The organism is Cupriavidus sp. 22TCCZM04-2, from assembly GCF_057798895.1.
The window spans coordinates 74,136-98,519 of sequence record NZ_JBYOJS010000007.1; the positions used below are offsets into that span (position 1 = coordinate 74,136).

At 66.0% G+C, this 24,384-nt stretch carries 18 protein-coding genes; 10 read left to right on the top strand and 8 right to left on the bottom strand.

Annotated elements, in window-relative coordinates; translation table 11 throughout:
• The first annotated feature begins 233 nt into the window (after positions 1–233).
• From AC3FKG_RS12845 to AC3FKG_RS12860, 4 genes are all read left to right on the top strand, one after another.
• Positions 234–1,322, top strand: a complete 1,089-nt coding sequence (locus tag AC3FKG_RS12845) for a helix-turn-helix transcriptional regulator (RefSeq protein ID WP_488743260.1) — start codon at positions 234–236, stop codon at positions 1,320–1,322.
• A gap of 61 nt (positions 1,323–1,383) precedes the next feature.
• Positions 1,384–3,750 carry a DNA polymerase II gene (locus tag AC3FKG_RS12850; RefSeq protein ID WP_488743261.1) on the top strand — a complete coding sequence of 789 codons (2,367 nt, stop codon included), beginning with the start codon at positions 1,384–1,386 and terminating at the stop codon, positions 3,748–3,750.
• 242 nt (positions 3,751–3,992) lie between these two features.
• Positions 3,993–4,286, top strand: a complete 294-nt coding sequence (locus AC3FKG_RS12855; protein ID WP_483713902.1) for a hypothetical protein — start codon at positions 3,993–3,995, stop codon at positions 4,284–4,286.
• Positions 4,287–4,486: 200 nt separating this feature from the next.
• On the top strand, positions 4,487–4,621 hold the full coding sequence (locus AC3FKG_RS12860; RefSeq protein ID WP_483713903.1) for a hypothetical protein: 135 nt from the start codon (positions 4,487–4,489) through the stop codon (positions 4,619–4,621).
• A gap of 132 nt (positions 4,622–4,753) precedes the next feature.
• Here the strand turns inward: AC3FKG_RS12860 and AC3FKG_RS12865 are convergent, their stop codons facing one another.
• The 5 genes from AC3FKG_RS12865 to AC3FKG_RS12885 all read right to left on the bottom strand — a co-directional run bounded on the left by AC3FKG_RS12865 (position 4,754) and on the right by AC3FKG_RS12885 (position 12,919).
• Positions 4,754–7,219, bottom strand: a complete 2,466-nt coding sequence (locus AC3FKG_RS12865; RefSeq protein WP_488743262.1) for a response regulator — start codon at positions 7,217–7,219, stop codon at positions 4,754–4,756.
• A complete protein-coding gene (locus AC3FKG_RS12870) occupies positions 7,212–8,786 on the bottom strand; it encodes an ATPase domain-containing protein (RefSeq protein WP_488743263.1) in 1,575 nt (524 codons plus the stop codon). Before AC3FKG_RS12870 ends, AC3FKG_RS12865 begins: the two co-directional genes overlap by 8 nt.
• Before the next feature lie 212 nt (positions 8,787–8,998).
• Positions 8,999–10,738, bottom strand: a complete 1,740-nt coding sequence (gene ggt / locus AC3FKG_RS12875; RefSeq protein WP_483713907.1) for a gamma-glutamyltransferase — start codon at positions 10,736–10,738, stop codon at positions 8,999–9,001.
• 192 nt (positions 10,739–10,930) lie between these two features.
• Positions 10,931–11,863, bottom strand: a complete 933-nt coding sequence (locus tag AC3FKG_RS12880) for a histone deacetylase family protein (RefSeq protein ID WP_488743264.1) — start codon at positions 11,861–11,863, stop codon at positions 10,931–10,933.
• A 318-nt stretch (positions 11,864–12,181) separates the two neighbouring features.
• Positions 12,182–12,919: a GntR family transcriptional regulator gene (locus tag AC3FKG_RS12885; protein WP_488743265.1), complete on the bottom strand. Its 738-nt coding sequence runs from the start codon at positions 12,917–12,919 to the stop codon at positions 12,182–12,184.
• Between the two features lie 181 nt (positions 12,920–13,100).
• Between AC3FKG_RS12885 and AC3FKG_RS12890 the strand changes: the two genes are divergently transcribed.
• From AC3FKG_RS12890 to AC3FKG_RS12915, 6 genes are all read left to right on the top strand, one after another.
• Complete coding sequence (locus AC3FKG_RS12890) at positions 13,101–14,321, top strand: pyridoxal-phosphate-dependent aminotransferase family protein (protein WP_488743266.1); 1,221 nt, start codon at positions 13,101–13,103, stop codon at positions 14,319–14,321.
• Positions 14,322–14,524: 203 nt separating this feature from the next.
• Positions 14,525–15,829, top strand: a complete 1,305-nt coding sequence (locus tag AC3FKG_RS12895) for an MFS transporter (protein ID WP_483733974.1) — start codon at positions 14,525–14,527, stop codon at positions 15,827–15,829.
• A 78-nt stretch (positions 15,830–15,907) separates the two neighbouring features.
• Complete coding sequence (locus AC3FKG_RS12900) at positions 15,908–17,407, top strand: amidase family protein (protein WP_488743267.1); 1,500 nt, start codon at positions 15,908–15,910, stop codon at positions 17,405–17,407.
• A 119-nt stretch (positions 17,408–17,526) separates the two neighbouring features.
• Positions 17,527–18,975 carry an MFS transporter gene (locus AC3FKG_RS12905; RefSeq protein ID WP_488743268.1) on the top strand — a complete coding sequence of 483 codons (1,449 nt, stop codon included), beginning with the start codon at positions 17,527–17,529 and terminating at the stop codon, positions 18,973–18,975.
• Positions 18,976–18,988: 13 nt separating this feature from the next.
• Positions 18,989–19,630 carry an aspartate/glutamate racemase family protein gene (locus AC3FKG_RS12910; protein WP_483713914.1) on the top strand — a complete coding sequence of 214 codons (642 nt, stop codon included), beginning with the start codon at positions 18,989–18,991 and terminating at the stop codon, positions 19,628–19,630.
• 62 nt (positions 19,631–19,692) lie between these two features.
• Positions 19,693–20,457: a fumarylacetoacetate hydrolase family protein gene (locus tag AC3FKG_RS12915; protein ID WP_488743269.1), complete on the top strand. Its 765-nt coding sequence runs from the start codon at positions 19,693–19,695 to the stop codon at positions 20,455–20,457.
• A 57-nt stretch (positions 20,458–20,514) separates the two neighbouring features.
• Here AC3FKG_RS12915 and AC3FKG_RS12920 read toward each other — a convergent pair whose 3' ends face one another.
• The 3 genes from AC3FKG_RS12920 to AC3FKG_RS12930 all read right to left on the bottom strand — a co-directional run bounded on the left by AC3FKG_RS12920 (position 20,515) and on the right by AC3FKG_RS12930 (position 24,370).
• Positions 20,515–21,240: a hypothetical protein gene (locus AC3FKG_RS12920; RefSeq protein ID WP_488743270.1), complete on the bottom strand. Its 726-nt coding sequence runs from the start codon at positions 21,238–21,240 to the stop codon at positions 20,515–20,517.
• Positions 21,241–21,242: 2 nt separating this feature from the next.
• Positions 21,243–22,481, bottom strand: coding sequence for an MFS transporter (locus AC3FKG_RS12925; protein WP_488743271.1), 1,239 nt, complete (start codon positions 22,479–22,481; stop codon positions 21,243–21,245).
• A gap of 182 nt (positions 22,482–22,663) precedes the next feature.
• On the bottom strand, positions 22,664–24,370 hold the full coding sequence (locus tag AC3FKG_RS12930; protein ID WP_488743272.1) for an ABC transporter ATP-binding protein/permease: 1,707 nt from the start codon (positions 24,368–24,370) through the stop codon (positions 22,664–22,666).
• Positions 24,371–24,384: the final 14 nt, after the last annotated feature.

Sequence of the window (24,384 nt, forward strand, 5' to 3'; positions counted from 1 at the left end):
TTCTGATCGCCAATGCGGCGCGCCGCGCAGCAGGAGATCGCCGCCGAAGGCTTTGGTGCCTCGACGCACTGTTTTCCAAACTCGCTCTTAGGTGATAGTGCTTAGCGCCTCCCCCCGGCGCCTCTGCTACGCTACGCCAGCCGCACCACAATGCGGCCAATCACCAGAACATAGCCTGACGACCATTGCGATCAGGCAAACAAATGATTCATCAGGCACAGGGGGGGAATTACGTGCCTTCGTCTATCCATTTTCACCGGGCCATGGAGGCGGTGGCCTGCATTGCGGAGCCCGCGCCGCCGTGGGCCGATATCCTGACGGCCACCCGCGACCTGATCGGCGCCGATTCCGGCTCGTTCCTCATGGTCGATGGGGTCCGCGATCTCATGCATGTCAGCCATGTCGGGCTGGCCGACGCCACGCTGAAGGCATACGAAGAACATTTCCACAGGCACGACTTGCTGACGCATGTGGCCGCGAACCAGGACGTGGGCGCCTGGATCGACAGCAACGAGGCCATTCCACGCGCGACGCTGCTGCGTTCGGCGTTCCACAACGATTACCTGCGACCCAACGGCCAGCGCCAGATCCTGGCGCTGCTGCTCGAGCGCAATGGCTCGCGCCTGACCGCCATGAGCTTCCAGCGGGCGTCAGTCGAGACGGGCGCGCGCGAGCGCTTGAGCCGTGGCGACATCGGCACGTATGTCCGTGCGTTCCGGGCGGCGCTGGCTACCAAGCAAGCCCTGATTGCGCAGAGCATCGACGTTCTGGAAGAGACGTTCGGTGCCTTTGGCGAGGCCGTATGCCTGATGTCGCAGGGCGGCACGGTGGTGCGGATGTCGCCGTCGTGTGGCGCGCTGTTCGACAGCCGGCAGGGGCTGACCATCCGGCACGGGCGCCTGTCGCATCCGAACGGCGCGGTCGGTGCGCAAGTCCTCGATCAGCTGCGCCTGGCCATGCGGACCCGCTCACGCACGCACGCGTCGGTCGCGCTGTCGTCGGGAGATTCGCTTTCGCTTGATATCGCGCCTGCTCCGGCCACGCTGCAGTTGGTCGGCGAGCCGCTGGCACTGGTCCGGTTGCGCCGGAACACCGCGGGCCAGGCGCTTGACCTGTCCTGCCTTGTCGCGGAGTTCGGCATTACCCGGGCCGAGACGCGCGTGCTGGCCGCACTGGTAGGTGGATGCACGCCGCAGGAGGTCGCGGTGGCGAACTCGGTTTCCGAGCACACCGTCCGCAAGCAGATTGCCAGCCTGAAGGCCAAGATGCAGTGCAGCCGCGTCGTCGACCTGGTGCGGCTGGCGATGCTGTTCCGCGCCTGATCGGTTCCGGGTCCGGCTCTCCGCTAGAATCCTGCCCGGAGCGGTTCTTAAGGTTTGCGGCGTGGCACTTCAACAGGGTTTTATCCTGACCCGACATTGGCGGGATACGCCGGCTGGAACGGAGGTCGAGTTCTGGCTGGCGACCGACGACGGACCGCGCCTGCTGCGCCTGCCGCCGCAGCCGGCCATTGCGTTCGTCCCCGAGGCGCAGCGCGAGCGCGCCGAGGCGATGCTGCACGGCGACGGCCAGGCCGAGCTGCGCACGCTCGGTCTCCGGGATTTCCAGCGCAGGCCCGTCCTGGGCCTTTACTGCCGCCAGTACCGGCAACTGGGCCAGCACAGCCGTGCGCTGCGCGACGCCGGCGTGGATGTCTACGAAGCCGATATCCGTCCGCATGAGCGCTTCCTGATGGAGCGCTTCATCACAGCGCCGGTGTCCTACGCCGGCGAGGCCGACAGCAGCGGCGTGCTGCGCAACGCGCAGATGAAGCCCGCGCCGGACTATCGGCCGACGCTGCGCCTGGTCTCGCTCGACATCGAAACCAACGCGTTCGGCGATCTCTATTCGATTGCGCTGGAAGGCTGCGGCCAGCGCCAGGTCTACATGCTGGGCGCGGCACCGCCGGCCCCCGCGGAGGTCGATTTCTCGCTCGAATATTGCGCCACAAGGCAGGTCCTGCTCGAAAGGCTGAACGAGTGGGTGGCCCGCCACGACCCCGACGCGATCATCGGCTGGAACCTGGTCCAGTTCGATCTGCGCGTGTTGCAGGAACATGCGCGCCAGTTGAAGATTCCCCTGCGCCTTGGCCGTGGCGGCGCGGAAATGGAATGGCGCGAACACACCAGCCAGCAGCATTATTTCGCGGGCGCCGCCGGGCGCCTGATCATCGACGGCATCGAGGCGCTGCGCTCCGCAACCTGGAGCTTTCCGTCGTTCAGCCTCGAATCGGTGGCACAGTCGCTGCTTGGCGAAGGCAAGGCGATCGACAACCCCTATGACCGCATGGACGCCATCGACCGCATGTTCGAGCACGACAAGCCGGCCCTGGCGCGCTACAACCTGCGCGACTGCGAACTGGTGACGCGGATCTTCGCGCAGACGGAGCTGCTGACGTTCCTGCTGGAGCGCGCCACCGTGACCGGCCTGCCGGTGGACCGCAGCGGCGGGTCGGTGGCGGCCTTCACGCACCTGTACATGCCGCTGATGCACCGCCAGGGCTATGTAGCGCCCAACCTCGGCGAGAAGGCGCCGGAGGCCAGTCCCGGCGGCTTTGTCATGGATTCGCGCCCCGGCCTGTATGAATCGGTGCTGGTGCTGGACTACAAGAGCCTCTATCCGTCCATCATCCGCACCTTCCTGATCGACCCGGTCGGGCTGGTGGAGGGGCTGGCGCATCCGGACGATGCCGACTCCGTGGCCGGATTCCGGGGCGCGCGCTTTTCCCGCACGAAGCACTGCCTGCCGGCAATCGTCTCCAGGGTCTGGCAAGGCCGGGACATCGCCAAGCGTGACGGCAACAAGCCGCTCTCGCAAGCGCTCAAGATCATCATGAACGCGTTCTATGGCGTGCTCGGGTCGAGCGGCTGCCGCTTCTTCGACCCGCGGCTTGCCTCGTCGATCACGATGCGCGGGCACGAGATCATGCAGCAGACCCGGGCGCTGATCGAGGCCCGCGGCTACGAGGTCATCTATGGCGACACGGATTCCACCTTCGTCTGGCTGCGCCGCGCGCGCACCGAGGCCGACGCCGCACAGATCGGCCGCAGCCTGGTCGCCCACGTCAACGACTGGTGGCGCGAGCACCTCGCGCAGGCCCATGGCCTGGACAGCGCGCTGGAACTGCAGTTCGAAACCCACTACCGGCGCTTCCTGATGCCGACGATCCGCGGCACGGACCTGGGTAGCAAGAAGCGTTATGCAGGGCAGGTGCAGCGGCCGGATGGCCGGGCGGAGATGGTGTTCAAGGGGCTGGAGACCGTGCGCACGGACTGGTCGCCGCTCGCCCAGCAGTTCCAGCAGACGCTCTATGAAAAGATCTTCAACCGCGAGCCCTACCAGGACTATGTGCGGGACATCGTGCGCCGCACGCTGGCCGGCGAGCTTGACGAGCAGCTGGTCTATCGCAAGCGCCTGCGCCGCAGGCTCGACGACTACCAGCGCAATGTGCCGCCGCACGTGCGCGCCGCGCGCATGGCCGATGCCTATAACGAACGCCACGGCCGCCCGCTGCAATACCAGCGTGGCGGCTGGATCAGCTATGTGATGACCACAGCCGGGCCGGAGCCGCTCGAAGCGCGCGCGGCGCCGATCGACTACAGCCACTACGTCGCCAGGCAGCTTCAGCCGATTGCCGATGCGATCCTGCCGTTCCTCGATGATGATTTCGAGACGCTGCTGACCGGGCAGATGGCGCTGTTTCCCGGGTAGGCAACAAGAGCGCGGTGCTTGCCCCAAGCGTTGCGGCGGGCACTTTGGTTGTAGCGATGAATCCCTTCAACCAGCGCCCGCCCGGCGAATCGGAAAAATGTGCATGCGTTTTCGCAGCGGGCTCGACTGCGTGTCGCGATATCGGACAGGCACCGACAAGGCTTTCAGCCGCCATGGCAGATGGCGGGCGGGGTTTGCGCCGTAGATTGAAGATACTGGTTCGTCTTCTAAGGAGGTAAATCATGATCCGACGCTACGCTGCTTGCCTGACCCTAGGGGTGCTTGCCGCGGCCGCCACCACGACTGCGCTGGCGCGCGAGTATGTGGATGAACGGGGCGCGCCGGTCTATGTCCAGCCGGCTCCGGTCGACCACGCGCGGCCCGCCACGATTGCGGCCGGCACGCGCGCGGGCTGGCACGGCGACCGCTATTGGGATGGTCATCGCTGGTGGGAACGTGACGAGTGGAACCGCCACCATCATCACCACCACCATGACAGTCATCACGACCACCACGACGAAGACCACCACGGCTAAACCCGCGGCTTGATGCATCGCGAGGGCATCGGCAGCTGCCTGCGACGGCTTCGCGCCGTCCCTGGCTAGCGCAGATGCCTTCCCGGCAAGGTAGGTGTCGCTTGCCGCGCAGGCGCGCCCGTCATCCCGGTATTGCGTGGGCGCCGCGCCCTGGCCGATGGTCTTGTCCCCGGATTGCGGACCGCCAGTGGGCTATCGGCATGCGTACCGAACGCGCCGACATGAACCGGCTCGCCCATGCCGCCCACGACCTGCTGGCCGAAGGCATTCCCGCCAGCACACAACAGCGTCGCTGCAGACGCCACCAGGCCCAGTACCCCGATCCTGCCCATTGAGTTCGCTCCGTCATGCATTGGCCACCGCTGGCCGCTTGCGGACGAGAGCATAGGGGTTCCACGCGTGCGGGGTTGTAACCGTTTGTGAAGTGGCGTGCGCCGGCGGGCCATCATGGCGCCGTTGCCGGCCGATCACGCAAGCGGCCGGCGCGAGCCGAGAATTTTTTCGATCTCTCCCATGACCTGCGACGGGCCATAGGGTTTGCGCAGCATCGGCAGCTTCGCGTCATCCTTGTGAACGGGTATGTCTGCGTAGCCGGTCGTAATCAGTACTGGCAAGTCGGAGAGGATGGTCCTGGCCGATCGCGCCAGTTCGGTGCCGGTCATCCCGCCCATCGAGTAGTCCGCGATGATCAGGTCCACGGTGTGGCCGGTGCGCAAGAGGTCGAGCGCCTCCTCGCCGGATTCCATTTCGATCGTGTCGAATCCAAGGTCCTCCAGCATCGCGGCCGTGCTTTCGCGGACGATGCGGTCATCGTCGACCACGAGAATGATTGAGCGCCGCTTCCCGTCCGTAGAAGAGACCGCCCGAGAGACCGCCTGCGCGCGAGACCCGAAGAGCTCCGCGATCTGGGCAGCGACCTGAGATTGCCGATAAGGCTTTCGCAGTTTCGGCAGCTCCGGCGCGGTGTCGGCCAGTGCTTCTGCATAGCCGGTCGCAAGAAATGCCGGCAAGCCCGGTGATAGCTCCCGGGCGGCCCTGACCAACTCGACACCGGTCATGCCGGGCATCGAATAGTCCGTGATGAGGAGATCGACGGGATTGCCTTCACGCAGGATATCGATCGCCTGCGCACCCGTTTCCGCCTCGATGACGACGTGTCCAAGGTCTTCCAGCAGGGCGGCGGTGCTCGCACACACCAGCGGGTCGTCGTCGACGACGAGGATCGTCAGGCCTTTCACGCCCTGCGTGTCCCCGGCAGCCTCCGCGACCGTCGCAAGGCTCTCGGCCTTGTCCGTCACGGGCAACCACAATTCGGCGCTGGTTCCCCGTCCCGGTTCGCTCCTGAGGCGTAGCGTGCCTTTCAGCTGCCGCGCGAGCCCATGGACCATGGAGAGTCCCAGGCCGGTTCCCTTGCCGATCTCCTTGGTCGAAAAGAAAGGTTCGGTGGCCCGCGCCAGCGTGGCGGCGTCCATGCCCGCGCCGTTGTCGGTGACGCTCAGGCAAATATATCTTCCGGCAGCAAGATCGGCCGCCGCGGGCGCATCTACGACCGTCGAACGGATCGTCAGCATGCCGCCGCGGGGCATGGCGTCGCGCGCGTTGACGACCAGGTTGAGAATGGCCAGCTCCAGTTGATTCGCGTCGACCAATGCCATGGGCATGTCTGGCGATAGCGCCGTGACCAGTTCGATGCCGGGGCCGGCCGAACGCTCGATCAGCGCATGCATGCCGCCAAGGAGTTTCCCGACGTCAACGGGCCCGATGGTCAGGTCTTGCCGCCGGGCGAACGCCAGCAAGCGCTGGGTCAGCGCGGCACCGCGGTTCGTGCCGTGAATCGCGCCGTCGATCAGGCGCGTCACGCGGGCATTCGCCGGAACCTGCTTGCGAAGCAGCTCCAGGTTGCCGAGCACTGCCATCAGCAGATTGTTGAAGTCATGCGCAATACCGCCGGTCAGCTGTCCCAGCATTTCCATTTTCTGGGATTGCCGCAGCAATTCCTCCGTTCGTTCGCGCTGGGCAATTTCCTCCAGGATTTTCTGGTGCGCTTGCTCGAGCGCAGCCGTGCGCTCCGCCACACGGGCTTCCAGGCTGCTGTTCAGCAGCTTGAGGGTCTGCTGCGCGGTCTTGCTGCTGGTGATGTCGCGCGAGACGCCCACCAGCCGATAGGATTGGCCCGTCGCCGTGGCGGTCTGCACGCGCCTCGCGCGCATCTCGACCCAATGGATCGATCCATCCGGCCACACGACCCGATGCTCGGTCGAATACTCGGCGCCGGTCTCCACACTCTTTCGGACGGCGGCCTGCATCGCCGGACGGTCTTCCGCATGGACGCTCGCCAGCAAGTCCGGGTAGCGAAACGGGGTCGCCGGGGAACGTCCGAACATGGCCTTGCAGACATCGGAAGCCGTCAGCGTCCAACGTTCCAGGTCAAGTTCCCAGGATCCCAGTTGTCCCGCCGAGAGCGCGGTGCGCAAGCGCTGCTCGCCCTCCTTCAGTTCTTCAATACGGGCGCGCGCCTCGTATTGGCGCAGACGCGTTTTCACCGCGGTGCGCGCGACGCTCACAAAGGTCGTTGGATGGAAGGGGCGCTCGACGAATGTCACGTTGCCGAGCAGGGTGCAGATATGGGACGCAATGTCGATGCGATGCGCGCTGCCTTGCGAATGGGCCAGTACGATGAACGGCAGGTCCGACCAGCTCGGTTGAGCGGCCAGCCATCGCAGCGGGCCACGATGCGGCGATTGAAGGAGGGCTTCTTCGGTAATGACGCAAAAGCACACGTCGTCATCGAGATGGCTTTCACAGGACGCCAGGTCGGGGAGCGACTGCGCGCTGACGCCCACGTCATGCAGTAGCGAAAGCAGGATGGCGCCATCGCGACCCAGCGGCGCCACGACCAACGCGCGATGCACGGTTTGCGACCCGTCAGGCATTGCGTTCCCGCTCCGTCGCTAGCAGAGGCCCGCGCTCGCCGATGAAGCTTGGCACCCCGCTCAGCACGCCATGGAAGTGCTCCAGCGGACTGCCCAGGTGCAGCCCCGCGGCGCCGATGCCAAACTCGCGAATCGTGGATTCGTGGGCGCCGGCGCGCTTCTTGACCACGGACACGGCGCGGCGCACCTTCCCGAAGGCTTCGAAGTAGCGAAGCAGGATGACCGTGTCGGCCAGGTAGGTGACGTCGACCGGGGCTTTCATGTCCCCGACCAGGCCGTGTTGCGCCACCGTGAGGAACGTCGTGGCGCCTTGCCGGTTCAGGTACTGCAGGAGCTCGTGTATGTGCAGGACGAGCGCGCGTTCCTCGGGCATCGCAGCCTGGTAGCCGTTAAGGCTGTCGATGGCCACGGCTTTCGCATGCGCAAAATCCACCCGCTCCCGCACGCGATGGGTGAACTCGCCGGGGGAAAGCTCGGCCGCGTCGAGTTGCTCGATATGCAGTGCGCCCGACGCCTGCATGCTTTGCAGGTCGATACCCACGGCGCGGGTGCGCTCGAACAGCAGGCCAAGCTCTTCATCGAATACAAAGACGGCCGCGCGCTCGCCGCGGCGAACGGCGGCCGCAATAAACTGGAACACGAAGGTACTCTTGCCGGTGCCTGCCGGCCCAAGGATCAGCGCGCTGGAGCCTTGTTCCAGGCCTCCGCCCAGCAAGGCATCCAGCTCCGGTATATCGGACTTCATCTGCGTGCGCGCGAACTCGGTGCGATGTTCTGCGGCGACAAGACGCGGAAAAACCGTGACGCCTCCGGACCGGATGGTGAAATCGTGATAGCCCCCGCGGAATGCCTGGCCGCGATATTTCGAGACGCGCAAGCGCCGGCGTTCGGATCCGTACTCCGGGGCCAGCTGTTCGAGATTGACGACCCCGTGCGCAACGCTGTGGACCGTCTTGTCCATCGACTCGGCGGTCAGGTCGTCAAGCAGCAGGACGGTTGCGCCCTGGCGCGAAAAGTAATGCTTGAGGGCGAGGATCTGTCGGCGGTAGCGCAGGGAACTCTGTGCCAGCAGCCGTATCTCCGACAAACTGTCCAGCACCACCCTTGCGGGGCGCACCTTCTCGAAGGCTTCGAATATCTGCCTGGTGGTCTCGCCAAGTTCGAGATCATACGAATGAAGCAGGCTCTGCTGCTGCTCCGCACTTAACAGGCTTTCTGGCGGAACCAGTTCGAAGATCGTGATGTTGTCGCCGAGCAGCCATCCGTGCGAACTTGCGCCTTCCCGCAATTCCAGTTCGGTTTCCGACAACGTAAGGTACAGCGCCGCGTCGTTCGGTTCTGCGAGCAGGAACTGCAGGCCGATCGTCGTCTTGCCCGTGCCGGGACTTCCCTCCAGCAGGAACGCATGTCCGCGGGAAAATCCGCCGCCAAGAATTTCGTCGAGACCGGGTATCCCGGTCGAAGCCTTCGACGCGACAATCTTGTGATCCATTGGCGACTCCACGTATATCTCAGAATAATAATGCCGACGTCCGCCTTCGCACCAATACCTTATCCCAGGTTGCACGCGGTTTGCTTGCCATGGGGAAGAAGGGGATCAAAGCGTCACGTGAGCCGGCGGAGGAGGGCAGCCTTATGGGCCACTCAGGCGGAATGCGCATTGTTGCCCGTGACGGCAGGCCGATCCCGCCACGCTGAAAAAGCAAACGGCGCGAGCCGACTGGTCTCGCGCCGCCTGCCTGCTGTCCGCCCAGAGGGCGTCCAGCGTGCAATGCCGAATCAATAACCGGCGGCGAGCCCGGTGTTGCGGCGCGGGTCATTGGCGCCATAGAACCGGTTGTTCCCGACCGGCTTGCCACCGAGAGCCGGTGCGCCGACGATGATGGCCGCCAGGTGGTTGGCAGGCTGTGGCGGGCCGAAGCGATGCCCCATGTCTTCCAGGATCTTGCGCGTATCCGGGGACAATGTGTAGTCCTCCACATTGGTCAGGTCCGGCAGCCATTGCTGATGGAAGCGCGGCATGTCCACGGCTTCCTGCACGTTCATGTTGTAGTCGATGGCGTTGATCATGGTCAGCAGTACCGCTGTGATGATGCGGCTGCCGCCTGGCGTGCCCACCACCATCACCGGCTTGCCGTCCTTGGTGACGATGGTCGGGCTCATCGACGAGAGCGGGCGCTTGCCCGGGGCAATGGAATTGGCCTCGCCCTGGACCAGGCCGTACAGGTTCGGCACGCCGACCTTGGCGGTAAAGTCGTCCATCTCATCGTTCAGGACCACGCCCGTCGTAGCCGCCGTCACTTTCGCGCCAAACCAGTCGTTGAGCGTGTACGTGACGGAAACGGCGTTGCCGTCCTTGTCTGCGATCGAGTAGTGCGTGGTGTTGCTGCCTTCATGCGGCGCCACGCCGGGCTTGATGTCCTTCGAAACGCCTGCCTTCTTCGGGTCGATCGCCGCGCGAATCCTCGCCGCGTAGTTCTTGTCCAGCAGGCGGTCCAGCGGGTTCTTTACGAAGTCAGGATCGCCCAGGTAGCTGTTGCGGTCGACATAGGCGTGGCGCATGGCTTCGATCTGGTAGTGCACCGCCTGCGCGGAGTGGTAGCCCAGGTCCTTGAGCGGGTAGCCTTCCAGGATGTTCAGCATCTCGCAGATGACCACGCCGCCCGAGCTGGGCGGCGGCGCCGACACGACGTGATAGCCACGGTAATCGCACTCGACCGGTGCCAGTTCGCGCGTCTTGTAATCATCGAGATCCGCCTGCGTGATCAGGCCCTTTCCAGCCTGGCTGGAGGCAACGATCGCCTTCCCTACCCAGCCCTGGTAGAAGCCTTCGGTGCCCCCGTTGCTGATCGCACGCAGCGTCTTGGCCAGGTCGCGTTGAACCAGCTTCTGGCCCACCTGGAACGGTTGGCCCTTGTTCAGGAAGATTGCGCCGGAAGCCGGGTCTTGCTCGAAGTCCTTGGTTGCGGTGAGCAGCATATCCACGTCGCCCTGCTGGAGCGTGAAGCCGTTCTCCGCGAACTTGATGGCCGGCGCGATCAGGTCGGCGCGCTTCATCGTTCCATACTTGCGGCGCGCGTACTCCATGCCTGACACGGTGCCGGGCACGCCCACGGCCAGATGTCCCTTGGTGGAGGCGCCCTTGATCACGTTGCCGTCCTTGTCCAGGTACATGTTCGCCGTCGCACCCTTGGGCGCGACCTCCCGGAAGTCAAGGAATGTCTTGCGGCCATCGGCCAGCTGGATGGTCATGAATCCGCCGCCACCGAGGTTGCCCGCGGCCGGATACACCACGGCCAGCGCATAACCCACCGCCACGGCGGCGTCGACCGCATTGCCACCGCGCTTCAGCACATCGACGCCGACTCGGGTAGCCAGGTGCTGCGCGGTGACGACCATGCCGTTCTCGGCGGCGACCGGCGCCACGGAAGCCGCGTACGATGACGGCGCGAAGCTGGTCGTCAGACAGAGGGATGCAATCGCGGCGGTGAACCACCGCAAGCCTGGCTTCGGATTCATGGAGTCTCCTGGTAAATGCTGCGTAAGCGAACCGTGCTGACGACATTGCCCAAGACGCCAATGAATAACCGTGCCTGTGGTTTTGTGTTGGCACGTATGAAAAGAATCGGCTGCAATGCGGCAGCCGGTTATGTTTCGTGGCGCTTGTGGCGCACAAATCTTCTCATAAAGGCGCGCTGCCGCCCAACACCTTTACGCCATCAGCGCGCTGACATGCGCCGCCGTACTCGTGGCCAATGCGTCCAGGCTGTAGCCGCCTTCCAGGATCGACACGATGCGGCCGTTGCACGTTTCGTCGGCAATCTGCATCAGTTCCCGGGTGATCCAGTGGAAGTCGCTGTCCTCCAGGTTCATGCCGGCGAGCGGATCCAGGCGATGCGCGTCGAAGCCAGCGGAGACAATGACGATGTCGGGGGCGAACGCCCTTAGCGCGGGAAGCAGCAGGGCCGAAATCGCGGCACGAAACTGCGCCGGCTCACAGCCGCGCGGCAACGGGATGTTGACGATATTGTGGTTCACCCCTGTCTCGGACCGGGCTCCCGTGCCTGGATAGAAGGGGGACTGGTGGCTGGAGGCGTAGAACAGCTCGGGGCGGTTGAAGAAGGCCGCCTGGGTGCCGTTGCCGTGATGCACATCGAAATCGACCACGGCGACGCGCTCGAGTTTGTGCGCCTCAAAGGCGTAGGCCGCCGCGATGGCGGCCTGGTTGAAAATGCAGAAGCCCATCGCCTTCGCCGGTTCAGCGTGATGGCCACACGGCCGCGTCGCGCAGAACACGTTGCGCGCCTGGCCGTCCATCACCGCGTCGACCCCCGCGCAAGCCGCCCCGACGCAGCGCATGACGGCCTCCCACGAGCCCGGCGACATGACGGTGTCGCCCGCGTCCAGCGGCACGTATCCCCGCGAGGGGGCACTTTGCGCGATCTCGTCGATGTAGTGCGAATCGTGGATCAGTTGCAGCTGCTCGACGGTGCCCATCGGCGCATCGCGCCATGCCAGCGCAGCGAACTCGGGCGTTCGCAACGCCTGCACGACGGCTTTCAGGCGTTCTGGCGACTCCGGATGGTGCGGCCCCGGCCGGTGTTCGAGACAGGCGGCGTGGGTGTAAACAATCGTCGTTGTCATGTTCGGCTGGACTCGGTTTTCAACCGGCGACTTCCCCTGAACCGCGCGCCGCCGGTTGCGTGGATCTCACGGGCATCCTATCAGATATGTGATATATCAGGTGGCCCGGCGTCGAAACGTGTCCTGACGCTGGCCCTGCCTGCCATCTGCTGGTCAAAGGGGGGGGGGGCGCCCGGTTGGCGCCGGGGCGAGGACTGACCGCGGACGGTCCGTTCGGCGAACGGGGTTGCGGTGACCTACTTGACCCGCAACATCCCCTTCATCGTCGGATGGCGTAGCCTGACGGGCTCGGGCATGCTTGGCCGGCGGCGCTGAATCTCAGTCGCGGGATCCCGCTGAGGCCGCGTCCGCCGCTTCCGCCTCGGCCGCCTGCAGGTTCAGCACCGCGTCGCGCTTGTCGAGCAGATGCTGGCGCAGGATTGCTGCCAGGCGCTTGCCGTCGCGCGCTTCCAGCGCCACCAGCATCTCGTCGTGGTCGTGGATCGCGCTGTCCCACTTCGATTTCTGGAAGTTCGAACGGAACCGCAAGGCCTGCAGCCTGCGATTCACGGCCAGGTAGGTCTGGCGCAGCGCGCTGTTGCGCGCGGCCAGGTTGATGCGGTCGTGGATTTGGCGGTTGTATTGGTAATAGCCCGACAGGTCGTCCTGCGCGCGGCACGCCAGCATGGCGTAGTGCAGGGCCTTGATCTCCGCAAGATCCACCGGCGTGATGCGTTCGCAGGCCAGTTCACCCGACATCGCTTCCAGGCCGCTCATCAGCTCGAACGTATCCAGGATCTCCGTCGCAGAGAGGCTGGCGACCGTGGCGCCGCGATTAGGCGAGATGTCGATCAGCCCTTCGGCCGCCAGCACCTTGAACGCCTCGCGCAGCGGGGTGCGCGAAATGCCAAGCGTTTCGCACAGCTCGCGCTCGTTGAGCTTGGTGCCGGCCTTCAGCACGCCCTCCACGATGAAGTTGCGCAGGTGGCCCACCACGGTGTCATGCAGGCGCTGCCGCTCAACCTTGGGGAGCACGGACGCGAACGAAGTTTCGCTGGAAGAAATGGGATCTTGCATGCAAAGTCCAACGAGGGTCGGTTTCCTCGCGATTCTATCAGACGCCTAGCACACTGCCGACAAGACGCAAGTCCTTGATGGATCGGGGTAAACACTGCGCATTTTTGTTGTTGCCGCCCCCTTTCTTTATCGGCTCCGCCTGCTAAAGTATTTTGAATGCAAAATTCAACAGGAGGAGTAAATGCTGAAACTGGACTTCCATCCCGCTGGCCGTCATTTCCTGCAGATCCCCGGACCGAGCCCGGTGCCGGACCGCATCCTGCGCGCCATCAGCTACCCGACCATTGACCACCGCGGTCCCGAGTTCGGGGCGCTGGGGCTGAAGGTGCTGGCCGGCATCCGCCAGATCTTCAAGACGGAGCAGCCGGTCGTGATCTATCCGGCTTCCGGGACGGGCGCCTGGGAAGCCGCGCTGTCCAATACGCTGAGCCCGGGCGATACCGTGCTCATGTTCGAGACCGGCCACTTCGCGACGCTCTGGAAGAAGATGGCCGAGAAGCTCGGCCTGCGCCCGGAATTCCTCGGTCTGCCGGGCATCGAGGGCTGGCGACGCGGCGTGCAGGCAGACATGATCGAGGCGCGCCTGCGCCAGGACAGCGGTCATGCCATCAAGGCCGTGTGCGTGGTGCACAACGAGACCTCGACCGGCGTCACGTCCGATATCGCCGCCGTGCGCAAGGCCATCGACGCGGCGGGGCATCCGGCCCTGCTGATGGTCGACACGATCTCAGGGCTGGCCTCGGCCGACTATCGCCATGACGAGTGGGGCGTGGACGTGACGGTCTCGGGCTCGCAGAAGGGTCTGATGCTGCCGCCGGGCATCAGCTTCAACGCCGTTTCGCCCAAGGCCATCGAAGTCGCCAAGACGGCGCGCCTGCCGCGCAGCTTCTGGGACTGGGAAGAAATCATCGCCATGAACCAGACCGGCTACTGGCCGTACACGCCGAGCACGAACCTGCTCTATGGCCTGTCGGAAGCGCTGGACATGATCCTGGAAGAGGGACTCGACAACGTCTTCGCGCGCCACCAGCGCCTGGCGGAAGCCTGCCGGCGCGCGGTGCGCGCGTGGGGGCTGGAGATCCAGTGCGCGGACCCGTCGGTCTACAGCCCGGTACTGACCGGCGTGATGATGCCCGACGGCATCGACGCGGACGCCGTGCGCCGGATCATCTATGACCGCTTCAACATGTCGCTCGGCGCGGCGCTGGGCAAGATGAAGGGCCGCATGTTCCGCATCGGCCATCTCGGCGACTGCAACGATCTCACGCTCATGGCCACGCTGTCCGGCTGCGAGATGGGGTTGAAGCTGTCGGGCGTTCCGCTGGCCGCCAGCGGCGTTGCCGCGGCCATGGACTATCTCGCCGCCCACGCGTGCCCCTTGCCTCTGAGGGCCGCCGCCTGACGCGGGCCGCCGGGGCAGGAGGCCGCGGCGCGCACCGGTTCGCATCGCAAGGCCGGGGAGGGCCTTGCAGCGAGCCGGTCGCCAGCAGGTCGGCACGCGCGCGGTCGCCGGCTCCGGCGGTACAGGCTTGTTCCACACAGCACTGATCGAATCAGGATCGGCGCAGCAGCACTGACGTACCTGACAATGCAAAAGGAGACGCTGTGGAAACTACCCTGCAGGCCGGGGCAAAGGTGAGTTCGTACGAAGACGCCGTTTATCGCAAGGTAAGCTGGCGCCTCGTGCCGTTCCTCATGCTTTGCTTCCTGATTGCCTATCTCGACCGAGTCAACGTCGGCTTTGCCAAGCTCCAGATGTCGCAGGACCTTGGCTTCAGCGAAACCGTCTACGGCCTTGGCGCCGGCATTTTCTTCATCGGATATTTTCTCTTCGAAATCCCCAGCAACCTGGCGCTACACCGCTTCGGCGCCAAGGTCTGGATCGGCCGCATCATGGTCACCTGGGGTTTGCTGTCGGCATGCTTCGTGTTCGTGGAGACACCGACCGCCTTCTATACCCTGCGTTTCCTGCTGGGCCTGGCGGAAGCGGGCTTTACGCCCGGCATCGTGTACTACCTGACGTGCTGGTACCCTTCGCACCGCCGCGCCAAGATCATGGCGATCTACTGCATGGGCTCGCCGCTGTCGGGCATCATCGGCAACCCGCTGTCCGGCTTCCTGATGGGCAGCATGGGCGGCATCGCGGGCTGGGCGGGGTGGCAGTGGATGTTCTTCATCGAAGCCGTGCCCGCGGTGCTGCTCGGCCTGACGTGCTTCTGGTACCTGGACAGCTCCATCGCCAAGGCCAAATGGCTCAGTGACGACGAGAAGCAGGTGCTCGAACGGGCCAAGGCGGAGGACAACAAGGCGGCGGGGCCCGTGGCGCGCGTAGGCAATGTCTTCACCGACCCGCGTGTCTGGCTGATCAGCCTGATCTGCTTCTGCTACGTCACCGGCCAGTACGGCATCACGCTGTGGCTGCCGACGTTCATCAAGTCGACAGGCGTCTCCGACCCGATACAGATCGGGCTGCTCAGCGCGATCCCGTATATTGCGGCGATCATCACCATGTACTTCTTCGCCAAGAGCGCCGACAAGCACCGCGAACGGCGCTGGCACCTGATCGTGCCGTGCATGATGGGCGCCATCGGTTTCCTGGCGCTGCCCTGGATCATGCACAGCACGGCGCTCTCGCTGGTGTTCCTGTCGATTGCCGCGGCCGGCATCCTGACCTGTTCGCCGCTGTTCTGGTCACTGCCCACGGCGTTCCTCAGCGGCGCGGCAGCGGCCACGGCGATCGCCATGAGCAACTCGATCGGCAACCTGGCCGGCTTTACCAGCGGCTACATGATCGGGTATCTCCGTGACCTGACCCAGAGCAGCAGCAGCGCGTACTACATGATCGCGGGCATGCTTATTCTCGGCGCATTTCTTATCTGGACCTTGCCGGCAAAGCTGGTCAACCGGTAGCGCATCAGGGGGGCGGCATGCCGCTCCCCAACGACTCAACCACCCGGCGCCTGCGCGTCGGGTGCAAGGAAAGCAAACATGGAATCCAACCTCGAATCCGGCACCAGCGTCATGGAGGCCACCGTGTCCGGCGTGCATGCCGCCATGCGCGAAGGCCGGCTCACCGCGCGCCAGCTGGTGCAGGGCTATCTGGACCGGATTACGGCCTATGACAAGCGCGGCCCGCGCATCCACAGCGTGCTGCAGCTCAATCCGCAGGCGCTGGCGGAAGCCGAGCAGCTCGATGCGCAGGCCGCGGCAAGCCCGTCGGCGCCGCTTGCGCCTTTGCATGGCATCCCCGTGCTGATCAAGGACAACATCGAATGCGCCGGCGTCGAGACGACGGCGGGCGCGCGTTGCCTGCAGGGCAACCTGGCGCGGGAGGATGCCTTTATCGTGCGCCGCCTGCGCGAGGCCGGCGCCATCGTGCTGGCCAAGACCAACCTGCACGAGCTGGCCTCGGGCGGCGAGACCGTCAGCACGCTGGGCGGGCAGACCCTGAACCCCTATGACCTGACGCGCACGCCCGGTGGCTCCAGCGGCGGCACAGGCGCCGCCATCGCGGCCAGCTTCGGGCTGCTGGGCATCGGCACGGATGGCATCAACTCGGTCCGCTCGCCGGCGTCGGCGAACAACCTTGTCGGCCTGCGCCCGACCATGGGGTTGGTCAGCCGCAGCGGACTGGTCCCGTGCGGGCTGACGCAGGACACCATCGGTCCGCTCACGCGCACCGTGGCCGATGCCGCGCTGCTGCTCGACGTCATTGCCGGCCACGATCCGGCCGACCCGGTGACCAGACAGGCGACTGCGCATCTCCCGCGAAGCTACACCGATGGGCTTGACCGCGATGGCCTCAAAGGCGCACGCATCGGCGTGCTGCGCTCTTTCTTTGGCGATGGGGCGGAGCATGGCGCGGTCAATGCCGTCATGCAACGCGCGCTGGCCACCATAGAGGCCCGCGGCGCCGAACTGGTCGAGATCGACGAGCCGATCCATCCCGACACGCTGCTGGCCGACACGCTGGTGCACCTGTACGAAATGCGGGCCGATCTGGACGCCTACCTCGCCAAAGTGCCGTCCGCCGTGCCGGTCCGCTCGACGGCAGACATGATCGCTTGCGGGACCGTGCATCCCGGCGTCGCCGGCACGCTGAAGAACGCCGTGGCGCTGGCAGGCAACGAGAGCGAGTACCGCGAGCGTCTGCAGCGCCAGCAAGCCGTGCGCGATCGCATCCTCGGACTGATGGCGATGCACCGTCTCGATGCGCTGGCGTTTCCGCACCAGCGCCGCCTGGTCGCGCCCGTGGGCGAGGCCCAGGCCGAGCGCAATGGCGTGCTGGCCTCGGCCACGGGCTTCCCGGCCATCGTCATACCGGGGGGCTTTTCCGAGCCGGACGCCAATGCGCCGCATGGCGTTCCGGTCGGGCTGGAGTTCTTCGGCCGGCCGTTCTCCGAAAGCGTGCTTTTGCGACTGGCCTATGCGGCCGAGCAGGCCATCGGCGCACGACGGCCACCTGACTGCGTGCCGGCGCTGACATAACGCGGATACCGCGGCGCCGCAGGCGCACTTTCTTTGCTGCTCTGCCAAGACCGGCCAACGATGCCGGCAACAGGTTTGCGGATACACCGTGACTGACCTCAATTCGAGGAGGAGACAACATGGGCGCAGAAGTGAATGTTCAATCGTCGCGTTCCCCCCAGCAGCACGAACTCGACCGGGCAATGGATGGCATCGGCGTTACCGCCGCACACAAGAAAATCATCTTCCTGATCATGCTGGGCGTGATGTTCGATGTCTTCGAGCAGAACGCCGTGGGCCTGGTCGGCCCCATCCTGCGCGAGCAATGGGGCATATCGGTCGCGCATATCGGCTTTCTCAATACGCTGACCTTCAGCGCGGCCGCGCTGGGGCGCGTGGCGTCCGGCTATATCGCGGACAGCTACGGCCGTCGCACGATGCTGAACGTGAACCTGCTGCTGTTCACGCTGGGCGCGATCATCTGCGCGCTGGCGCCGAACTACACGGTGCTGGCGGCGGGCCGGTTCATTGTCGGCATCGGGCTCGGTGGTGAAATCTCGGTCGCCGTGACTATCCTTGCCGAGTTGTGCTCCACGCGCTTCCGTGGCACCGCGGTCGGCATGGTCAGCGTGGGCAGCGGCGGGCTGGGCAATATGCTGGCGCCTGCCTTCGGTCTGGCTGTGTTCGCGCTGTTCCCGGGACCGGACAGCTGGCGCTGGCTGTTTGGCTGCCTGGTGGCGCCGGCCATCTTCGTCGTGTTCTACCGCCGCTTCATCCCGGAGACGCCGCGCTTCCTGCTGTCCAAGGGGCGTGTCGATGAGGCGAACGTCGTGCTCTCCGGCCTTGCCTCCGGGCGGCTGGGAAAGCTGCGCGGCGAGCCGACGCAATACATCAAGGAAGCCGTCCGGGACGACTCGCACCGGGCGCGTGTGCGGCTGCGCGACGTGTTCCAGGGCCGGTTGGGCCGGCGCACGATCGCGCTCGGTATCGCGGTGTCGATGACCTATGGCGCGCAGATCTCCGTGCTGACGCTGATGCCCACCATCCTGATGTCGCAGGGCTACACCATCTCCAAGAGTTTGCTGTTCACGATGGTGATGCAAAGCGGCAGCCTGTTCGGCGCGCTGGCGGCTTCGTATTGCGGCTATCACTTTCCACGCAAGCGCGTGCTGACCATGGGCGCCGGGCTGGCGTGCGCTGCGGGTCTCAGCTTCGGCTTCCTGACTTTCAACGTAGGGCTGGTGCTGCTGTTCGGGGCCTGCTTCACGTTCTGCGTGGTGCTGCTGAATACCTCGATCTGGATCTTCGCGCCGGAGCAGTATCCGACCGACGTCCGCGCCTTCGGCACCTCGCTGATCCTGGCGCTCGGTACACTGGCTGGCGCGCTGACGCCGCTGGTGAGCGGGCGCGTGTTTGAAACCTACGGCGTGGGCGGCATGTTCAGCATGCTGGCCGCTATGTACGCGGTGTTCGCCGTGAGCGTACAGTTCGCGCCGGAGACGTTTGGCAGGCCGATGGGCGAGCCCGAGGCCGAAGACGAGCCGCAGCTGGCCGTCGACACGCGTACCGCCAGCGCCGGCCAATCCTGAACCCCTCGATGAAATGCCCCATATCCTGCTGATCAACCCGAATACGTCGCAGGCGACCACGCAGATGATGCTGGAGATTGCGCGTGCGAGTCTCGACGGACGGGCCGAAGTCCGTGGCCTGACCGCGCCAAGCGGGGTGCCCATGATCGTGGGCGAAGCCGACCTGCACACGGCCGCGGACGTGGTTGGCACGCTGGACGCAGGCGACGCCTGTGGTGTCATCGTGGCTGCCTTTGGCGATCCCGGCGCCGCGTTGCTGCGGCGCCGGCTGGCGGTGCCGGTGGTTGGCATCGGCGAGGCGGCCATGCGCGAGGCGGCGCAGCATGGCCGCTTCGGCATCGCCACGACCACGCCGGCGCTGGCCGCGTCGATCGAAGGCAAGGTCCGGCAGTTGGGGCTGGAAGCGGCCTTTAGCGGCGTGCGCCTGACGCCGGGCGATCCCTGGCGGCTCGGCCAGGACCCCGCGGCACTGGAAGCCGCGCTGGCGGCCGCCGTGCAGGCCTGCGTGGAGCTCGACGGCGCACGCGCCGTGGTCATCGGCGGCGGACCGCTCGGCCGCGCGGCGCAGGCGCTGGGCGAGCAGTTCGCCATTCCGGTGATCGGGCCCGTTCCGGCGGCGTGCGGCGCCATCCTGCGCGCGCTGGGCCGCGACTGAGCGGCCATTGTTTTCCTTAATCCCTTTCCTTAATCCCTTTCCATCAAGGAGTACTCCCTGGCATGAATGCAACCCAGATCGATGCAGTCGCCCAGACCCTGATCCAGGCGCGGCGCGACCAGCGCTGCGCCGACGCCCAGGCCTTCGCCACGGCGCTGGCTAGCCCGGAGGACGCCTATGCCGTGCAGTCGGCAGTGGCCGCATCGCTGGGCTGGCATGCCGACGGCCCCGGTTACTGGAAGTCAGGCGGGCCTTCGCGGGAGGCGCGGTTGACGCATGCGCAACTGCCCGCCGACGGCGTCTGGACCAGCCCGGCCAACGCGGGCAACCGGCATTTCAACTGGCGCGGCATCGAGGCCGAGATCGCCCTGCGTCTCGGCCGCCCGGTCAGCGCGGAAGACGCCGCCGCATTCGACAGCGACAGCGCGGCCAGCTTCGTGGACGGCATGGCGGTGTCCATCGAAGTCGTGGATTCGCGCTGGCAGCAATACACCGATGCGCCGTCATTGCTGAAGCTTGCCGACCTGCAGGCGCATGGCGCGCTCGTACTCGGCGCGTGGCGTCCTTACGCCCCGATCGACTGGTCCGCGCAACACTGCCATGTCCGGATCGGCGCGCAAAGCTTCCAGCGCAAAGGCACCCATGCGCTGGGCGATCCGGCCTACGGGCTCGCGGCCTGGCTGCGCCACGCTACGCGCCATGGGGAGCGTGTGGAGGCCGGGACGGTGGTCACGACCGGAACATGGGTGGGGATCCTGCCCGCCGCGGCCGGCGACCTGGTGACGGTCGAGTTCGATGGCATCGGGCACGCGTCGATCCAGTTCTGAGCGGGAGGGCCGGCCTCCTGCCAGGGCCGCAAGGCTTTTGTTGAATGTCCGGCTTGCCTAGTCCGCCGGGTGCCACTGACCGCACTCCGGGCGGACGCCGACGCGTTCGCCATGGAGCCAGACTTGCTCTTCGCGCACTGTTGCCGCCGTCGACGGGGCGATATCGAAGGCGATGTCGAGCGCGCGCGCAACGCGGAGGTCCTCGACGGGAAGCTCCCACGTCAGGAACAACTGGGTGCAGTCCTGCCCGTCCGGGAAGTCGGCCTCGTCAAAGCCCGTGCTGCCGCGCCGGATCACGCCATGCGGCTGGCAGGTGTCGAAGACCAGCGCCGTGCCGCGGCGCAGCGGGATGCGCAGGTCCAGTGACGGGAAATGTACGTCCTGCCCCTTGTCCTCGCTCAGGAAGAGATTGCAGAAGGCCGCGCCGCCATACTGCTCGCCGTCATGGTGATACCTGGCGCCGCGGCAAACCATCAGGGCAACGTCGCTGGCGGCCAGTACGCCGGGCAGCCCAAGCTGCTCCGTCCAGTCGGACACCGCCTGCACGCAGTGCGCGTATTCGGGCCAGCGTGCCCGCGCGCGGGCAAGCGGCATGACTTCGACATCGCCCGCGTCCAGCGTCAGGTGGCGCGAGATTTCCCGTGCCCAATCCCCTAGCAGCCGCGGCGGCGGCGCCGGTATGTCGAGGGTGCCGGACAGCACGATATCGCTCACGCTCCGGCTTCCGAGGGCGTCGCCACGCCAGAAGAAGGACGTCAGGATGTCCGGGGCGCGCGATGGCACGATCAGGACGCCTGCGGCACCGTCATGCCGCCGCGCTGCATGGCCAGCACCGACCACGCAAACACGGCCAGCCCGCCCACTGCCAGCAGCGCGCCGACCCAGCCGGTGGAAGTCCAGCCCAGGCCCGCGGCGATGCTCACGCCGCCTAGCCACGCACCCAGCGCATTGGCCAGGTTGAAGGCCGAGTGGTTGAGCGCGGCGGCCAGCGTCTGCGCGTCGCCGGCCACGTCCATCAGGCGGATCTGCAGCGCTGGTCCGAGCGCCACGACCGTGCCGATCAGCAGCACATTGGCCGATGCCAGCCACGGATACGGCGCGGTCAGCGTGAACGCGCCCAGCACCAGCGCGGACCACACCAGCACACCGCCGATGGCCGGCGTCAGGGCCTTGTCCGCCAGCCAGGCGCCGGCAAGATTGCCGGCCACCATGCCCGAGCCGAATAGCGCAAGGACCACCGGAATGGCGCCCGGCGGCAGCTGGGCCACTTCGAGCATGGTGGGCTTGATGTAGCTGAAGACGGCGAACATGCCGCCGAAGCCGATGGCGCCGATGCCCAGCGTCAGCCATACCTGCTTGCGCCGCAGCGCCGTGAGTTCGCGCAGCGGGCTGGCGGACCGGTCAGCCGGGACGAATGGCACCCAGCGCCACACCAGCCACACGGTGAGCACGCCGATGGTGCCCACGATCACGAAGGCGGCACGCCAACCGAGCCAGGCGCCGACGGCCGCGGCAATCGGCACGCCCACCAGCGTCGCGACGGTCAGCCCGAGCATGACCAGGCCCACCGCCTGGGCGCGGCGCTCGCGGGGCACCAGTCCGGCCGCGACCAGCGCCGCCACGCCGAAGTAGGTGCCATGCGGAAAACCGGTCAGCAGCCGCGCCATCAGCATGGAGGCATAGGCGGGCGCGGCCGCGCTGGCGAAATTGCCGATGGCAAAGGCCGCCATCAGCGCGATCAGCAGGTTGCGCCGCGGCCAGCGCGCGCCCAGCACGGCCAGCAGCGGGGCGCCGATCACGACGCCCAGCGCATAGGCGCTGATCAGGTGGCCGGCCTGCGGGATCGAGATGGCAAGATCGCGCGCGGCGTCGGGCAACAGGCCCATGATCACGAATTCGCCGGTGCCGATGCCGAAGCTGCCCACGCCGAGCGCGAGCAGGGCACGGCGGCTTCGAGAGGCTGAGAAGGTGTTGCCGGACGAGGGCGCGGAAAGGGAATCGGAGGTGCCGTGAGGAGCCGTCATGGGGGAGCGCGAGATCTTGTTGGTCCAGTCGCTGCCCGCTGGCGGGCGGGATCTGCGTCCTGCCTCGTGCTGCCAGCGCGCTCCGGCGCAGCGCGAGTGCGCATTTTGCCGGAAAACCCCAATGTGTGCTGGCGGTGACGGATGCGCCACGCGCGCGGCCAATGCCACCTGCGCGGGCGGACCTACCAGGCGAAGCGGTAGTCGTGCGCGGGCTGCAGCTGCCAGTCGCCATTGCCGCGCAGTTCCAGCACCTGGACGTGATACTTGAGCAGGGTGGGGCGGTGGCTGATGCTGACGATCGTGGTGGGACCGCTGGCGAGATGGCTGTAGAGCCGGGCTTCGTTGTCGACGTCCAGCGCGCTGGTGGCTTCATCGAGCAGCGCGTAGCGCGGACGCGCCAGCAGCAGGCGCGCGAACGCCAGGCGTTGCTGCTCGCCGAGCGACAGGACCTTGCTCCAGTCGAGTTCCGCATCCAGTCCGCCAACGCGCCCGGCCAGGTCGGGCAGGTTGACCATCTCGAGCAGCTTCAACAGCTCGCTGTCCGCGATGTGGCGCTCCTCGTGGCGCGGGTACAGCAACTGGCAGCGCAGGTTGCCGACCGCCATGTACGGATGCTGGGGCAGGATCAGCATCTGCCCGGGCCCGGGATGTACGATGCGGCCGCTGCCGCAATTCCACAGGCCGTTGACGGCCCGCATCAGCGAACTCTTGCCGCCGCCGCTGGGCCCGACGATCAGCAGGCTCTGCCCCGCGGCTACCGTCACGGTCAGGTCTTTCAGCAGGGTACGGCCGTAATCGGGCGTATGCAGGGTCAGGTGCTCGACCGACAAGGTGTCGCCCCGGCGGCGCTCGATCTGGCTGCCCGGTTTGCGCCGCAGCACGCGCGTGTGCGCCAGTGACGACGCAAACGTGGCCAGCCGGTCCAGGCCCGCCACGAAACGGCTCAGGCTCTCGAAGTTGTCGACGATCACTGTCAGCGCGGCCAGCACGGCCGTGAAGGCGCCCGCGGCCTGGATTGCGCTGCCGACTTCGAGTTCGCCGTCCAGCACGCGGTTGGCGACGATGACGCTGGGCAGCATTAGCGTCAGGAACGCATAGGCGTACTGGAACAGGTAGAGGTTCAGCTGCCAGCGGTTCAGCCGGTTGTAGTTGGCGAACACATGCTGGAACCGGCCGCGCACGTGATCGGATTCATGCTGCTCGCCGCGATGGAAGGTAATCGACTCCGCATGCTCGCGCACCCGGATCAGGCTGAAGCGGAAGTCGGCCTCGCGCTTGAGCTGGTAGAAGTTCAGGCCGATCAGTACCTTGCCAAAGCACATCACCGAGACCACCGTGCCGCAGACCGCATAGAGCACCAGGAACACCACCAGCTCGCGCGAGATCGACCACAGCACCTCGCTGAACGCCACCAGCTGCAGCACCGAGCCCAGCATCAGCAGCAGGAAGTACAGGGACTGCTGCGTGAAGGTGCTGATGTCCTCCGAGATGCGCTGGTCCGGGTTGTCGATGGCGGTGCTGGCATTAAGCGTGTAGAACGCGCAGCCACCGAAATATTTGTCCAGGTATTGGTGCGTCATCCAGGAGCGCCAGTGCATGAACAGGCGGTTGCGCGTGTAGTAATAAAACGCGTAGACCGGGACGGCGGCGACCAGCACGTAGATGAAGACCTGGATGGCATACCAGAAGCGGTCCGCATCGCCGGCGGCGAGCGCCGAGGCGAACTCGCCGGTCTGCTCGTTGAATCGCACATTGGTCCAGGTTTGCCCAAGCAGCAGGCACACCAGCACCGACAACAGTGCCCATGCCTTCCATTTCTCCCGGGACAGCCAGTATGGCTTGGCGATGTCCAGGAACCGCTTCCACAGATTGCCGCCGCGCGTAGACATGACCGTATCGTTTT

Bases quoted from the DNA above. Each gene is read 5' to 3' on its own strand.
- AC3FKG_RS12855 (WP_483713902.1), top strand. From the start codon at position 3,993: ATGATCCGACGCTACGCTGCTTGCCTGACCCTAGGGGTGCTTGCCGCG.
- AC3FKG_RS12860 (WP_483713903.1), top strand. From the start codon at position 4,487: ATGCGTACCGAACGCGCCGACATGAACCGGCTCGCCCATGCCGCCCAC.
- AC3FKG_RS12865 (WP_488743262.1), bottom strand. From the start codon at position 7,219: ATGCCTGACGGGTCGCAAACCGTGCATCGCGCGTTGGTCGTGGCGCCG.
- ggt (WP_483713907.1), bottom strand. From the start codon at position 10,738: ATGAATCCGAAGCCAGGCTTGCGGTGGTTCACCGCCGCGATTGCATCC.
- AC3FKG_RS12880 (WP_488743264.1), bottom strand. From the start codon at position 11,863: ATGACAACGACGATTGTTTACACCCACGCCGCCTGTCTCGAACACCGG.
- AC3FKG_RS12885 (WP_488743265.1), bottom strand. From the start codon at position 12,919: ATGCAAGATCCCATTTCTTCCAGCGAAACTTCGTTCGCGTCCGTGCTC.
- AC3FKG_RS12890 (WP_488743266.1), top strand. From the start codon at position 13,101: ATGCTGAAACTGGACTTCCATCCCGCTGGCCGTCATTTCCTGCAGATC.
- AC3FKG_RS12900 (WP_488743267.1), top strand. From the start codon at position 15,908: ATGGAATCCAACCTCGAATCCGGCACCAGCGTCATGGAGGCCACCGTG.
- AC3FKG_RS12905 (WP_488743268.1), top strand. From the start codon at position 17,527: ATGGGCGCAGAAGTGAATGTTCAATCGTCGCGTTCCCCCCAGCAGCAC.
- AC3FKG_RS12910 (WP_483713914.1), top strand. From the start codon at position 18,989: ATGCCCCATATCCTGCTGATCAACCCGAATACGTCGCAGGCGACCACG.
- AC3FKG_RS12915 (WP_488743269.1), top strand. From the start codon at position 19,693: ATGAATGCAACCCAGATCGATGCAGTCGCCCAGACCCTGATCCAGGCG.
- AC3FKG_RS12925 (WP_488743271.1), bottom strand. From the start codon at position 22,481: ATGACGGCTCCTCACGGCACCTCCGATTCCCTTTCCGCGCCCTCGTCC.
- AC3FKG_RS12930 (WP_488743272.1), bottom strand. From the start codon at position 24,370: ATGTCTACGCGCGGCGGCAATCTGTGGAAGCGGTTCCTGGACATCGCC.